We start from the raw sequence: 14,275 nt of genomic DNA, 5'->3' as shown, positions 1-14,275 counted from the left end.
GATTTCGCACTATCAATCAGGGCCCGGCTACCTCTGCCGCCACATTAACAACAAACCTCGGGCTTTAAGCCTGCGCGCTACGCAAAACAGAAGAAGGGGTGTTTTATGTCATCCGATATCAAGATCAAAGTGCAAAGCTTTGGTCGTTTCCTCAGCAATATGGTGATGCCGAATATCGGCGCGTTTATCGCGTGGGGTATCATCACCGCGCTTTTCATTCCGACAGGGTGGTTGCCAAACGAAACGCTGGCGAAGCTGGTCGGTCCGATGATCACCTACCTGCTGCCGCTGCTGATCGGTTACACCGGCGGTAAATTAGTCGGCGGCGAACGTGGCGGCGTGGTCGGGGCGATCACCACCATGGGCGTTATCGTCGGCGCGGATATGCCGATGTTCCTCGGCTCCATGATTGCCGGCCCGCTGGGCGGCTACTGCATCAAGAAATTCGATAACTGGGTAGACGGTAAGATCAAATCCGGTTTTGAAATGCTGGTGAATAACTTCTCCGCCGGCATCATCGGGATGATCCTCGCCATTCTGGCCTTCCTCGGCATCGGCCCGGCGGTCGAAGTTCTGTCGAAAATTCTGGCGGCTGGCGTTAACTTTATGGTGGCGCACGACATGCTGCCGCTGGCGTCTATCTTCGTCGAACCGGCAAAAATCCTGTTCCTTAACAACGCCATCAACCACGGTATCTTCTCGCCGCTGGGTATTCAGCAGTCCCACGAGCTGGGTAAATCCATCTTCTTCCTGATTGAAGCTAACCCGGGTCCAGGGATGGGCGTTCTGCTGGCGTACATGTTCTTTGGCCGCGGCAGCGCAAAACAGTCTGCAGGCGGGGCGGCTATCATCCACTTCCTGGGTGGTATCCATGAAATCTACTTCCCGTACGTGCTGATGAACCCGCGCCTGATCCTGGCCGTTATCCTCGGCGGGATGACCGGTGTCTTCACCCTGACTATCCTCAATGGCGGTCTGGTTTCCCCGGCTTCCCCAGGCTCTATCCTGGCGGTACTGGCGATGACGCCGAAAGGCGCCTACTTCGCTAACATCGCCGCGATTATCGCAGCGATGGCGGTCTCCTTCGTGGTCTCTGCGGTTCTGCTCAAGACCAGCAAAGTCAAAGAAGAAGACGATATCGAAGCCGCAACGCGTCGTATGCATGACATGAAAGCGGAATCCAAAGGCGCCAGCCCGCTGGCGGCCGGCAATGTCACCAACGACCTGAGCCATGTGCGTAAAATCATCGTCGCCTGCGACGCCGGGATGGGTTCCAGCGCCATGGGCGCCGGGGTACTGCGCAAGAAAGTGCAGGATGCCGGGCTGAGCAACATCTCGGTCACCAACAGCGCAATCAATAACCTGCCGCCGGATGTTGACCTGGTCATCACCCACCGCGACCTTACCGAGCGCGCCATGCGCCAGGTGCCTCAGGCGCAGCATATTTCGCTGACCAACTTCCTCGACAGCGGTCTGTACACCAGCCTGACCGAGCGCCTGGTCGCGGCCCAGCGCCACATCGACAACGAAGTCAAAGTCACCGATAGCCTGAAAGACAGCTTTGACGATACTAACAACAACCTGTTCCAGCTGGGCGCGGATAACATCTTCCTCGGTCGCAAAGCAGCCACCAAAGAAGAAGCCATTCGCTTCGCCGGTGAGCAGCTGGTGAAAGGCGGCTACGTCGAGCCGGAATATGTGCAGGCGATGCTGGACCGCGAAAAACTGACCTCGACCTATCTCGGCGAGTCCATTGCGGTACCGCACGGCACCATCGAAGCGAAGGACCGCGTGCTGAAAACCGGCGTCGTCTTCTGCCAGTACCCGGAAGGCGTGCGCTTCGGTGAAGAAGAAGATGAAGTCGCGCGTCTGGTCATCGGCATCGCCGCTCGTAATAACGAGCACATTCAGGTTATCACCAGTCTGACTAACGCGCTGGATGACGAAACCGTGATTGAGCGCCTGGCGAAAACCACCAGCGTCGACGAAGTTCTGGCACTGTTAAATAAATAATCAGCGCTATCCAACCCTCTCCTTTGGGAGAGGGTTGGGGTGAGGGGAAAGGCCTCACCCCAGCCCTCTCAGGTGAAAACATTAATTGAAGGTTAATACTATGAAAGCATTACATTTTGGCGCAGGTAATATCGGACGTGGCTTTATCGGTAAATTGCTGGCCGACGCGGGCATCGAACTGACGTTTGCCGATGTCAATCAGACCGTACTTGATGCCCTGAATGCCCGTCATAGCTATCAGGTTCACGTCGTCGGTGAGAATGAGCAGGTGGACACCGTCTCCGGCGTCAATGCCGTCAGCAGCATCGGCGATGAGGTTGTGGACCTGATCGCTGAAGTGGATCTGGTCACCACCGCCGTCGGTCCCGTCGTGCTCGAGCGCATCGCGCCAGCGATCGCCAAAGGGCTGGCGCAGCGCAAAGCGCAGGGCACCGAACGCCCCCTGAACATCATCGCCTGCGAAAATATGGTGCGCGGCACCACGCAGTTAAAAGGCCACGTGTTTAACGCGCTGGCGGAAGAAGATAAAGCGTGGGTGGAAGCGCATATCGGCTTTGTCGACTCTGCCGTTGACCGTATTGTGCCGCCATCGGCTTCCGCCACTCATGACCCGCTGGAAGTCACCGTGGAAACCTTTAGCGAATGGATTGTCGATAAGACTCAGTTCAAGGGCGCGCTGCCGACTATCCCGGGAATGGAATTAACTGATAACCTGATGGCATTTGTCGAACGCAAGCTCTTCACCTTGAACACCGGGCATGCTATAACCGCCTACCTCGGAAAACTGGCGGGCCATCAGACGATTCGCGACGCGATCCTCGACGAGAAAATTCGTGCCGTCGTGCAGGGCGCGATGGAAGAGAGCGGCGCGGTGCTGATCAAACGTTACGCCTTTGACCCGCAGAAGCACGCGGCTTATATCCAGAAAATACTTGGCCGTTTCGAGAACCCGTACCTGAAAGACGATGTTGAGCGCGTTGGCCGTCAGCCGCTGCGCAAACTGAGCGCTGGCGACCGTTTAATTAAGCCGCTGCTGGGTACACTGGAATACGGGCTGCCGCACCGCAACCTGGTGAAAGGGATTGCGGCGGCGATGCATTTCCGTAGCGAAGACGATCCGCAGGCGCAGGAGCTGGCGGCACTGATCGCCGACAAGGGGCCGCAGGCCGCGCTGGCGCAGATTTCCGGCCTGGATGCCGCAAGTGATGTCGTCGCGGAGGCCGTTAACGACTACAACGCGGAAAAATGATGCACAACCTGGCGCGGCCGACGTCGCGCCCATTACGACTCCTGTCAGATATGCAGGCAATGATGGAAGAAACACAAGCATTTGAAAACCGTGTGCTTGAGCGTCTGAATGCTGGCAAAACCGTACGAAGCTTCCTGATCGCCACCGTCGAGCTGTTAACGGAAGCGGTCAATATTCTGGTGCTTCAGGTGTTCCGTAAAGACGACTACGCGGTGAAATACGCCGTCGAGCCCTTGCTGGAGGGCAGCGGGCCGCTCGGCGATCTCTCTGTACGCCTGAAGCTGATTTATGGCCTTGGGGTGATAAGTCGTGCCGAATATGAAGACGCTGAGCTGCTGATGGCCCTGCGCGAAGAGCTTAACCACGACGGCAATGAGTACAGCTTTACCGACGACGAAATTATCGGTCCGTTCGGCGAGCTGCACTGCGTCGCCGCCCTGCCGCCAACGCCGCAATTTGATGACAGCGATGCCGAACTGCTGGCAATGCAGAAACTGCGTTACCAGCAGATGGTGCGCTCAACGATGGTGCTGTCCCTGACTGAGCTGATTTCACGAATCAGCTTAAAAAAAGCCTTTCAGAAATCAACGCTCTGATTCCGGTTCCGTCTGGTCGCAGGTCGGCCGGTAAAGCTGACGATAATATTCCAGACGCTGCAGGAACAACGCTTCCTTATCCTGAGGAATGTCTCGCGGTACATGCTGCAGACGCGGAGACTTTTTCAAATACTCCATAAACGCCTGACTGGAAGCCATAAAATCAACCGCTTTGTCGATTAAACGTGGTACGCCGTCGCCGATCTTTGCCATCACGTCCTCCTTTTGGGAATAATCTGATTAAGCATTAGCCAATTCACCAGCGTGGGTTAAGGAAAACGTGCTTATCTGCCGACAGGCTTCACAGAAATGAAATTAGAACGGGTATTAGGCGGAATATTAATAAAATTCAAATTATTAGCGATAAATGATATTGCATTCCGCCGGCGACAAACGGCGAATTTTTGATAAATAGCTATCAACAATAGCGGTCACGGCACATACTATAGGCGAATGAAGCCCCTTTATTAACAGATCAAATCACCATGAAAGAAGTCGAAAAGAATGAAATCAAGCGTCTGAGCGATCGTCTCGACGCCATCCGCCACCAGCAGGCCGAGCTGTCGCTGGTGGAAGCCGCCGATAAATATGCTGAACTGGAAAAAGAAAAAGCCACTCTGGAAACGGAGATTGAACGTCTGCGTTCCGTCCAGAGCCAGAAGCTGAGCAAAGAGGCGCAGAAGCTGATGAGCCTGCCGTTCCGCCGCGCGATTACCAAAAAAGAGCAGGCCGATATGGGCAAGCTGAAGAAAAGCGTTCGCGGCCTGGTGGTTGTCCATCCGATGACCGCCCTGGGCCGGGAAATGGGTCTGAAAGAGATGACCGGTTTCGCCCGCAGCGAATTTTGATCCCCAGCCCTCTCCGTACGGAGAGGGCTATTCTGTCTTCACTCCCCCACATTTTTACCTTCAGCCGGGTCGATTGGTCCAACCAATAATTTCATCCACCCCCTGGCAGTTCACAAATCCGTCAAAACCCATCACAAACCCGTTGCTTGTGAGCAACATCTGATTAACCATTCGTTGTCATCAACCCTGATACCCTTAATTGGCCGGGCCAATTTTTCCTTCGATGGGATCGGCAATGAGCGCAGACTCAGCCCTCCTCTCCTGGCGGCCCGATGGAGACCCTGCATGAATCTCTGGCAACAAAACTACGATCCCGCCGGTAATATCTGGCTATCCAGTCTTATCGCATCGCTACCGATTCTGTTTTTCTTTTTTGCGCTGATTAAGCTCAAACTGAAAGGCTACATCGCTGCCACCTGGACCGTCGCAATCGCGCTGGTCGTTGCCTTACTGTTCTATAAAATGCCGGTGGACCGCGCCTTAGCCTCGGTGGTCTACGGCTTCTTCTACGGCCTGTGGCCTATCGCGTGGATTATTATCGCCGCGGTCTTCGTCTATAAAATCTCGGTGAAGACCGGACAGTTCGACATCATCCGCTCATCGATTCTGTCGATTACGCCGGACCAGCGCCTGCAGATGCTGATCGTCGGCTTCTCGTTCGGCGCCTTTCTCGAAGGGGCGGCGGGTTTCGGCGCACCGGTGGCGATTACCGCCGCGCTGCTGGTTGGTCTCGGGTTTAACCCGCTGTATGCGGCTGGCCTGTGCCTGATCGTCAACACCGCGCCGGTGGCCTTCGGTGCGATGGGCATCCCGATTCTGGTCGCCGGCCAGGTGACCGGTATCGATAGCTTCGCCATCGGCCAGATGGTGGGCCGCCAGCTGCCGTTCCTGACCATTATCGTGCTGTTCTGGATCATGGCGATTATGGATGGCTGGCGCGGCATTAAAGAGACCTGGCCGGCGGTGATAGTCGCAGGCGGTTCGTTCGCTATTGCCCAGTACCTCAGCTCTAACTTCCTTGGCCCGGAGCTGCCGGATATCATCTCGTCGCTGGTCTCCCTGGTCTGTCTGACCCTGTTCCTCAAACGCTGGCAGCCGGTACGCATCTTCCGCTTCGGCGATCTCGGCGCCTCGCAGGTGGATATGACGCTGGCCCGCACACGCTACACGGCGGGACAAGTGATCCGCGCCTGGTCGCCGTTCCTGTTCCTGACCGCCACCGTGACCCTGTGGAGCGTGCCGCCATTCAAAGCGCTGTTCGCTCCTGGCGGCGCGATGTATGACTTCGTTATCAATATTTCGGTACCATTCCTCGACAAAATGGTTGCCCGTATGCCGCCGGTGGTTAGCGCCGCGACGCCCTACGCCGCGGTATATAAATTCGACTGGCTGTCGGCAACCGGCACCTCCATTCTGTTCGCCGCCCTGCTGTCCATCGTCTGGCTGCGCATGAAGCCGAAAGATGCGCTGACCACCTTCGCCGGGACGCTGAAGGATCTGGCGCTGCCGATCTACTCTATCGGCATGGTGCTGGCGTTCGCCTTTATCTCTAACTATTCCGGGCTGTCGTCGACCCTGGCCCTGGCGCTGGCCCATACCGGCCACGCGTTTACCTTCTTCTCGCCGTTCCTTGGCTGGCTGGGGGTATTCCTGACCGGTTCGGACACCTCGTCTAACGCCCTGTTCGCCGCGCTGCAGGCAACGGCGGCGCAGCAGATTGGCGTCTCCGATATTCTGCTGGTCGCGGCTAATACCACCGGCGGCGTTACCGGCAAGATGATTTCCCCGCAGTCGATCGCCATCGCCTGCGCCGCGGTAGGCCTGGTGGGCAAAGAGTCGGATCTGTTCCGCTTTACCGTCAAACATAGCCTGATCTTCACCTGCATGGTGGGGCTGATCACCACGCTGCAGGCCTACGTTTTAACCTGGATGATCCCGTGATAGTGATGCCTAAACGCCTGGCCGACGACGTGGCGCGTCGCGTCCGGGCGCTGATTGAAGAACAACAGCTGGAGGCGGGCATGCGACTGCCCGCCGAGCGCCAGCTCGCCGCCCAGCTCGGCGTCTCACGCAATTCCCTGCGCGAAGCGCTGGCGATGCTGGTCAATGAAGGGGTGCTGTTGAGCCGTCGCGGCGGCGGCACCTTCGTCCGCTTTCAGCATGAGCCGTGGTCAGAGCAAAACATCGTCCAGCCGCTGAAGACGCTGCTGGCCGATGACCCGGACTACAGCTTCGATATCCTCGAAGCTCGCCACGCCATCGAAGCCAGCACCGCGTGGCACGCGGCGATGCGCGCCACCGACGCCGATAAAGAAAAAATTCGTCTGTGCTTTGAAGCGACCCAGAGTGAAGACCCGGATATCGCCTCGCAGGCGGATGTCCGCTTTCACCTGGCGATCGCCGAAGCCTCGCATAACGTGGTGCTCCTGCAAACCATGCGCGGCTTTTTCGACCTGCTGCACTCCTCCGTTAAGCAGAGCCGCCAGCGCATGTATCAGGTGCCGCCGGTGTTTGCCCGCCTGACCGAACAGCACCAGGCCGTCATGGAGGCGATTGTCGCCGGCGACGCCGAGGCGGCGCGCCAGGCGATGATGGGCCACTTAGGCTTTGTCCACGCCACCATCAAACGTTTTGATGAAGACCAGGCCCGCCAGGCGCGAATTACCCGCCTGCCCGGTGACCACAATGAAAATTCCAGGGAGAACTCGTGATGATTATTTCCGCCGCCAGCGACTATCGCGCCGCCGCACAGCGTATCCTGCCGCCGTTTCTGTTCCACTATATTGACGGCGGCGCCTACGCCGAACATACCCTGCGCCGCAACGTCGAGGACCTTTCCGATGTAGCCTTGCGCCAGCGTATTTTGCGCAATATGTCGGACCTGAGTCTGGAAACGACGTTATTCAACGAGAAGCTGGCGATGCCGACGGCGTTGGCGCCGGTCGGGCTGTGCGGGATGTACGCCCGCCGCGGCGAAGTGCAGGCCGCCGGCGCGGCGGACGACAAAGGCATTCCGTTCACCCTCTCTACCGTTTCCGTCTGCCCGATCGAAGAGGTCGCCCCGACCATCAAGCGCCCGATGTGGTTCCAGCTGTATGTCCTGCGCGACCGCGGCTTTATGCGCAATGCGCTGGAGCGCGCCAAAGCCGCCGGCTGCTCGACGCTGGTCTTTACCGTCGATATGCCGACTCCCGGCGCCCGCTACCGCGACGCCCATTCAGGCATGAGCGGCCCGAACGCCGCCGTGCGCCGCTACTGGCAGGCCGTCACCCATCCGCAGTGGGCGTGGGACGTCGGCCTTAACGGTCGCCCGCACGATCTGGGCAATATCTCCGCCTATCTCGGCAAACCGACCGGGCTTGAGGATTACATTGGCTGGCTGGCGAATAACTTCGATCCGTCGATTTCATGGAAAGACCTGGAGTGGATCCGCGATTTCTGGGACGGTCCGATGGTGATCAAAGGGATCCTCGATCCGGAGGACGCCCGCGATGCGGTGCGCTTCGGCGCTGACGGCATTGTCGTCTCCAACCACGGCGGCCGCCAGCTCGATGGCGTGCTCTCCTCGGCCCGCGCCCTGCCGGCAATTGCCGACGCGGTGAAAGGCGACATCACTATTCTCGCCGACAGCGGCATCCGTAACGGGCTCGACGTGGTGCGGATGATCGCCCTGGGCGCCGACAGCGTGCTACTGGGCCGCGCTTACCTGTACGCCCTGGCGACCCACGGTAAGCAGGGCGTGGCGAATCTGCTGAACCTCATCGAGAAAGAGATGAAAGTGGCGATGACCCTCACCGGGGCGAAAAGCATCCGTGAAATCAGCCGTGATTCGCTGGTGCAGAACGCGGAAGCGCTGCAGACCTTCGATGCGCTGAAGCAGAATAACGCCGCGTAATTCTCCACGTTTTCCCTTACGCCGCCCCTCTCCCTCAGGGTGAGGGTTCGCCAAATATCTGCTATTCTGCCCCCCGCAATTAAGGGGGCAGTATGCTGAACATCGTGTTATTCGAACCAGAGATCCCGCCGAACACCGGGAATATTATCCGCCTGTGCGCCAACACGGGCTTCAGTCTGCATATCATTGAGCCGATGGGCTTCACCTGGGACGATAAACGCCTGAGACGCGCCGGACTGGACTATCACGAGTTCACTGCCGTGCAGCGCTATGCGGATTACGCGGCGTTTGTCGCCAGCGCGCAGCCGCAACGGTTGTTCGCCCTCACGACTAAAGGCACGCCCGCCCACAGCGCGGTAAGCTATCAGGACGGTGATTTCTTGATGTTTGGTCCGGAAACGCGCGGCCTGCCGGCCAGCATCCTCGATGCCCTGCCGCCGGAGCAAAAAATCCGTATTCCGATGATGCCGGACAGCCGCAGCATGAACCTGTCAAACGCGGTGTCGGTGGTGGTGTATGAAGCCTGGCGCCAGCTGGGGTATCCTGGCGCGGTCTTGCGCAGCTAACCTGAGCGGTTCCCGGATTACGGCGCGTTGCGCCTTATCCGGGCTACATTTCTGTGCTTAGCAGCGGCAAATGGCAATACATCAAATCCCGTCGCCGTACTCGAAGGTGTGGTGGATGCCGTTGAAATGCTGATCCATATCCATCGCCGGCTTGTCGCTCTCCGGCTTGCCGACGATACGCGCCGGTACGCCCGCCGCGGTGGTGTGAGGCGGAACCGGCTGCAATACCACCGAACCGGCGCCAATCTTCGCGCCACGCCCGACTTCAATATTGCCGAGGATCTTCGCCCCGGCGCCAATCATCACGCCTTCGCGAATTTTCGGATGACGGTCGCCGCTGGTTTTACCGGTCCCGCCGAGGGTGACCGACTGCAGAATAGAGACGTCATCTTCAATCACCGCCGTTTCGCCGACCACAATGCCGGTGGCATGGTCGAGCATGATCCCGCGGCCGATTTTCGCCGCCGGGTGGATATCCACCTGGAAAGAGACGGAGACCTGATTTTGCAGGAAAATCGCCAGCGCGCGTCGCCCCTGAGTCCACAGCCAGTGGCCGATACGATAGGCCTGCAGGGCATGGAAACCCTTCAGATAGAGCAACGGCGTGGAGTATTTATCCACCGCCGGGTCGCGCGTGCGCACCGCCTGAATATCGCAGGCGGCGGAGGCGATCATTTCCGGATCGGCGGCGTAGGCCTCTTCCACCACTTCGCGAATGGCGATCGCCGGCATAATCGGGGAAGCCAGCTTGTTGGCCAGCATATAGCTCAGCGCGCTGCCGAGATTTTCATGCTTGAGTAGCGTTGCGTGGTAAAAACTGGCGAGCATCGGCTCACAGTCAGCCAAAGCCCGGGCTTCGGCTTTAATATTATTCCAGACGATATCCAGTTCTTCACACGGCATTGCATACTCCAGGCGATATAGTAATGACCTGCCAGTTCTGCGCTGGCAGGGTCATTCAGGTGACAAAGGAAAGCTAATTGCTGCTGCGCTCGTCCTTGCGGGCGCGACCCAATAAGGTCAATGCTGCCTCGCGCGCAATTTTTCCGCAATACAATACCTGATAAATTTCCTCGGTTATTGGCATTTCGACACCTAAACGCTGTGCCAGAACGCGAACTTCCTTGGTATTGCGGTAGCCTTCAACCACCTGGCCAATCTTGTCCTGGGCGCTCTGCACGTCCATACCCTGGCCGAGCATCATGCCGAAGCGACGGTTACGGGACTGGTTGTCGGTGCAGGTGAGCACCAGGTCACCGAGGCCGGCCATGCCCATAAAGGTTTCCGGATCGGCGCCCAGCGCCGCGCCGAGGCGGGACATTTCCACCAGCCCACGGGTAATCAGCGCCGTACGCGCATTGGCGCCGAAGCCGATGCCGTCCGACATACCTGCCCCGATGGCAATGACGTTTTTCACCGCGCCGCCGAGCTGCACGCCGATAAAGTCCGGGTTGATGTAGACGCGGAAGCTTTTGCCGCAGTGCAGTAGGCGCTGAAGGTCCTCCGCAAACTGCGGATCCGTGGCCGCCAGCGAAATCGCCGTCGGCAGGCCGGCGGCCAGCTCTTTGGCGAAGGTTGGCCCCGAGATCACCGCCAGCGGAATATCATCGCCCAGCGCTTCACGCGCCACGTCCTGCAGCAGACGGCCGGTTTCGGCCTCCAGGCCTTTGGTGGCCCACACCAGCCGCGCGTCGGAACGCATCAACGGTTTAATCTGGCGTAACACCTGACCGAATACATGGCTCGGCACCACGACAAGGATGTCGCGGCTGGCGGCCAGCGCGGTGGCCAGGTCGCTCTCAAGATGCAGCGTATCCGGGAAAGGCACATCGGGAAGGAACGCGGCGTTGCAGCGATCGTGTTGCAGCGTCGCGATATGTTTCGGGTCATGGCCCCACAGCACAACGTGGTGGCCATTTCTTGCCAGGGTGATGGCAAGAGCGGTGCCGTAAGAGCCGGCACCGATCACAGTCATTGCAGCATTAAGTGCGTTCATCAGGCATCCTGATGTTGTTCAGCACCTTCGCCAGCCTGCTGCTGCAGATAGTTCATGAACAGCGCGTCGAAGTTCACTGGCGCAAGGTTAAGTTGCGGGAAGGTACCGCGGGAAACCAGGCTGGTGATGCACTCGCGCGCGTACGGGAACAGAATGTTCGGGCAGTATGCGCCGAGGCAGTGCGCCATCTGGGTGCCTTCGATGCCGTCGATGGAGAAAATACCGCCCTGCTGTACTTCACAGAGGAACGCGGTTTCTTCGCCCAGCGCAGCGGTCACGGTCACACGCAGCACCACTTCATAAACGCCTTCAGCCAGCTGGGTGGAGGCGGTATCCAGATCAAGTTTAACTTCCGGCTGCCAGTCTTTCTGGAAAACTTGCGGCGCGTTCGGCGCTTCAAAAGAGATATCTTTGGTATAGATACGCTGGATCTGGAAGGTCATTTCGGTGCTGTTTTGTTCTGACATAGTAAAACCCTTTCGTGTTGTCCTTAAATACGCGCTTCCGCCAGGGAAAGCGCGCAAAAATTAGCGCAAGAGGGGATCAAGTCCACCACGTGAATCAAGCGCATACAAGTCGTCACAGCCGCCAATGTGCTGCGCATCAATAAAAATCTGCGGAACCGTCGTCCGTCCGCTGCGCTGGATCATCTCCTCACGCTTCGCGGCATCGCCATCGATCGGCAACTCATGGAACGTTACGCCTTTGCTGTTCAGCAGCGCTTTCGCGCGGATGCAGAACGGGCAGGTCGCTTTGGTGTAGATCTCAATATTGGCCATGACTTCACTCCTGTTGTTACCCTGAGGGTTTTACGCCGCAGCCTGTGTTCCCTTCACGTCAGGCGTGAAGGAGAGAAAACGCGGCGGCATCACCACGCGAGGTAAGTTATTTGCCGCGTACCAGAGGGAGGTTTTCGCCGCTCCAGCCAGCAATGCCCTCTTTCAGTACAAAGACTTTTTCAAACCCGGCTTTGTTCAGCGCGCTGGCGGGCTCTTGCGCCTGCATGCCGGAACCGTCTACCACAATAATGGGTTGCGATTTGTGTTTTTCCAACTCGCCGACGTTATTGGCTTTGATATCGCTGGGCAGCAGGTTAATAGCGCCGGCAATATGGCCTTTACGGAAATCGTCACGCTGACGCAGGTCGACCACCACCGCATCTTCTTTATTGATAAGACGCGTCGCTTCACCACGGGTGATGACTTTAACTTTCGACATCAGCCCCTTGAAGGTGGTGAACACTACCGCACCCAGCAGCGCGATCCACGCGATGCTCAGGACCGGGTGACGGCCGATGAATTGCATAATTTCTTGCATGGGGGGTTACAACTCCCGACTAAGTGAGAAAAAAACCAGGAAAGGAGTATACCTGTGCCTTGCGGCAATTACAGCCAGTGAGCGCGATGTAATGTATTTTCTGCGGGCGGTGGCGAAAAAAAGCCGCTCTCGCTGACCCGGCGCGGCCCGGCCGCTCCCTTTCTTTGATCTTTCACGGGGATTTAAACGATTCAGCTGTAGTAAAATTACGCAAAATTTCTGTCTTTGAGCATGAGGTTGTCGCAATGTCGGTTTCTAAAAAACCTATGGTACTGGTGATTCTGGATGGCTACGGCTATCGCGAAGACCAACAGGATAACGCCATTTATAGCGCTAAAACGCCGGTAATGGACGCGCTGTGGGCCAAACGTCCACATACCCTGATCGATGCATCCGGCCTCGAAGTCGGCCTGCCGGACCGTCAGATGGGGAACTCCGAAGTAGGCCACGTCAACCTGGGCGCCGGTCGTATCGTCTATCAGGACCTGACCCGTCTCGATGTGGAAATTAAAGAACGCACCTTCTTCGCCAACCCGGTACTGACCGCCGCGGTCGATAAAGCGGTTGCCGCCGGCAAAGCAGTACATATCATGGGCCTGATGTCGCCAGGCGGCGTCCACAGCCACGAAGATCACATCATGGCGATGGTGGAGCTGGCGGCAGAGCGCGGCGCTGAGAAGATCTACCTGCACGCCTTCCTCGACGGCCGTGATACGCCGCCGCGCAGTGCGGAAAAAACGCTGGCGACATTCGAAGCCAAATTTGCCGCGCTGGGCAAAGGTCGCATCGCGTCGCTCATCGGCCGCTATTACGCCATGGACCGCGACAACCGCTGGGATCGCGTGGAACAAGCTTATGATCTGCTGACCCTGGCCAAAGGCGAATTCCAGGCCGATACCGCCGTCGCGGGTCTGCAGGCCGCCTACGCCCGTGACGAAAACGACGAATTCGTGAAAGCCACCGTTATCCGCGCCGCCGGCCAGGCCGATGCCGCGATGGAAGACGGCGACGCGCTGATCTTCATGAACTTCCGTGCCGACCGCGCGCGTGAAATCACCCGCGCCTTCGTCAACGCCGACTTCGACGGCTTTGCGCGTAAGAAAGTGGTTAATCTCGATTTCGTGATGCTCACCGAATACGCCGCCGACATCAAAGTCGCCTGCGCCTATCCGCCCGCCTCGCTGGCCAATACCTTCGGCGAGTGGATGGCGAAGCACGATAAAACCCAGCTGCGCATCTCCGAAACTGAAAAATACGCTCACGTCACCTTCTTCTTCAACGGCGGCGTAGAAGAGCCGTTTAAAGGCGAAGAGCGGATCCTGATTAACTCGCCGAAAGTGGCGACCTACGATCTGCAGCCGGAAATGAGCTCCGCCGAGCTGACCGAGAAACTGGTCGCCGCCATCAAAGGCGGAAAATACGATACCATCATCTGTAACTACCCGAACGGCGATATGGTTGGCCATACCGGGGTGATGGAAGCAGCCGTAAAAGCGGTTGAAGCGCTGGATCGCTGCATCGAGCAGGTGGCTCAGGCGGTGGAATCCGTTGGCGGCCAGCTGCTGATCACCGCCGACCACGGCAACGCCGAGCAGATGCGCGACCCGGCCACCGGCCAGGCGCACACCGCCCATACCAATCTGCCGGTTCCGCTGATCTACGTCGGTAATAAAGCGGTCAAAGCGGTCAACGGCGGCAAACTTTCCGACATCGCCCCGACCATGCTGTCGCTGATGGGAATGGAAATCCCGCAAGAGATGACTGGCAAGCCGCTGTTCATCGTGGAATAATCCTT

General features: G+C 58.1%; 15 protein-coding genes. 9 read left to right on the top strand and 6 right to left on the bottom strand.

All coding sequences use genetic code 11. The features are described from left to right. The first annotated feature begins 105 nt into the window (after nt 1-105). The 3 genes from mtlA to mtlR all read left to right on the top strand — a co-directional run bounded on the left by mtlA (nt 106) and on the right by mtlR (nt 3,858). Entirely contained in the window at nt 106-2,013 is a 1,908-nt protein-coding gene (gene mtlA / locus ACR809_RS00850) for a PTS mannitol transporter subunit IICBA (protein WP_002922397.1), read from the top strand. A gap of 100 nt (nt 2,014-2,113) precedes the next feature. Continuing rightward, nucleotides 2,114-3,262, top strand: a complete 1,149-nt coding sequence (mtlD, locus tag ACR809_RS00845) for a mannitol-1-phosphate 5-dehydrogenase (protein WP_004145239.1) — start codon at nt 2,114-2,116, stop codon at nt 3,260-3,262. Further along, the gene (mtlR, locus tag ACR809_RS00840) at nt 3,262-3,858 is read left to right on the top strand and encodes a mannitol operon repressor MtlR (protein ID WP_002922401.1); all 597 of its coding nucleotides are present in this window, start codon (nt 3,262-3,264) and stop codon (nt 3,856-3,858) included. The genes mtlD and mtlR overlap by 1 nt, the downstream gene beginning before the upstream one ends. Here mtlR and ACR809_RS00835 read toward each other — a convergent pair. Beyond that, entirely contained in the window at nt 3,847-4,071 is a 225-nt protein-coding gene (locus tag ACR809_RS00835) for a hypothetical protein (protein WP_002922402.1), read from the bottom strand. The genes mtlR and ACR809_RS00835 overlap by 12 nt on opposite strands. Before the next feature lie 272 nt (nt 4,072-4,343). On the opposite strand from ACR809_RS00835, the gene ACR809_RS00830 reads away from it, so the two are divergent. From ACR809_RS00830 to trmL, 5 genes are all read left to right on the top strand, one after another. Continuing rightward, nucleotides 4,344-4,706, top strand: coding sequence for a YibL family ribosome-associated protein (locus ACR809_RS00830; protein ID WP_002922410.1), 363 nt, complete (start codon nt 4,344-4,346; stop codon nt 4,704-4,706). A 285-nt stretch (nt 4,707-4,991) separates the two neighbouring features. Continuing rightward, nucleotides 4,992-6,647, top strand: coding sequence for an L-lactate permease (gene lldP, locus ACR809_RS00825; RefSeq protein WP_102098022.1), 1,656 nt, complete (start codon nt 4,992-4,994; stop codon nt 6,645-6,647). After that, nucleotides 6,644-7,417, top strand: a complete 774-nt coding sequence (lldR, locus tag ACR809_RS00820; RefSeq protein ID WP_002922415.1) for a transcriptional regulator LldR — start codon at nt 6,644-6,646, stop codon at nt 7,415-7,417. Before lldP ends, lldR begins: the two co-directional genes overlap by 4 nt. Continuing rightward, nucleotides 7,417-8,601 (top strand): FMN-dependent L-lactate dehydrogenase LldD, encoded by a 1,185-nt coding sequence (lldD, locus tag ACR809_RS00815; protein ID WP_068815549.1) that lies wholly within the window; start codon nt 7,417-7,419, stop codon nt 8,599-8,601. The genes lldR and lldD overlap by 1 nt, the downstream gene beginning before the upstream one ends. A 92-nt stretch (nt 8,602-8,693) precedes the next feature. Next, nucleotides 8,694-9,167, top strand: coding sequence for a tRNA (uridine(34)/cytosine(34)/5-carboxymethylaminomethyluridine(34)-2'-O)-methyltransferase TrmL (trmL, locus tag ACR809_RS00810; protein ID WP_004181521.1), 474 nt, complete (start codon nt 8,694-8,696; stop codon nt 9,165-9,167). 81 nt (nt 9,168-9,248) lie between these two features. Here trmL and cysE read toward each other — a convergent pair whose 3' ends face one another. The 5 genes from cysE to ACR809_RS00785 all read right to left on the bottom strand — a co-directional run bounded on the left by cysE (nt 9,249) and on the right by ACR809_RS00785 (nt 12,480). After that, nucleotides 9,249-10,070 carry a serine O-acetyltransferase gene (gene cysE / locus ACR809_RS00805; protein ID WP_002922426.1) on the bottom strand — a complete coding sequence of 274 codons (822 nt, stop codon included), beginning with the start codon at nt 10,068-10,070 and terminating at the stop codon, nt 9,249-9,251. Between the two features lie 73 nt (nt 10,071-10,143). Continuing rightward, nucleotides 10,144-11,163 carry an NAD(P)H-dependent glycerol-3-phosphate dehydrogenase gene (gpsA, locus tag ACR809_RS00800; protein WP_002922427.1) on the bottom strand — a complete coding sequence of 340 codons (1,020 nt, stop codon included), beginning with the start codon at nt 11,161-11,163 and terminating at the stop codon, nt 10,144-10,146. After that, entirely contained in the window at nt 11,163-11,630 is a 468-nt protein-coding gene (gene secB, locus ACR809_RS00795; RefSeq protein ID WP_002922428.1) for a protein-export chaperone SecB, read from the bottom strand. Before secB ends, gpsA begins: the two co-directional genes overlap by 1 nt. 60 nt (nt 11,631-11,690) lie before the next feature. Further along, nucleotides 11,691-11,942 (bottom strand): glutaredoxin 3, encoded by a 252-nt coding sequence (gene grxC / locus ACR809_RS00790; protein WP_002922429.1) that lies wholly within the window; start codon nt 11,940-11,942, stop codon nt 11,691-11,693. A gap of 106 nt (nt 11,943-12,048) precedes the next feature. Then, complete coding sequence (locus tag ACR809_RS00785) at nt 12,049-12,480, bottom strand: rhodanese-like domain-containing protein (RefSeq protein ID WP_002922436.1); 432 nt, start codon at nt 12,478-12,480, stop codon at nt 12,049-12,051. Between the two features lie 245 nt (nt 12,481-12,725). Between ACR809_RS00785 and gpmM the strand changes: the two genes are divergently transcribed. After that, the gene (gene gpmM / locus ACR809_RS00780; protein ID WP_102097938.1) at nt 12,726-14,270 is read left to right on the top strand and encodes a 2,3-bisphosphoglycerate-independent phosphoglycerate mutase; all 1,545 of its coding nucleotides are present in this window, start codon (nt 12,726-12,728) and stop codon (nt 14,268-14,270) included. Nucleotides 14,271-14,275 lie beyond the last annotated feature (5 nt).

Origin of the sequence: Klebsiella sp. CD33, from assembly GCF_051992865.1 — a bacterium.
Taxonomy (GTDB): Bacteria; Pseudomonadota; Gammaproteobacteria; order Enterobacterales; family Enterobacteriaceae; genus Klebsiella; species Klebsiella pneumoniae.
The sequence above is the reverse complement of the archived record's forward strand: the minus strand, read 5'-3'. Positions and strand labels throughout refer to the sequence as shown.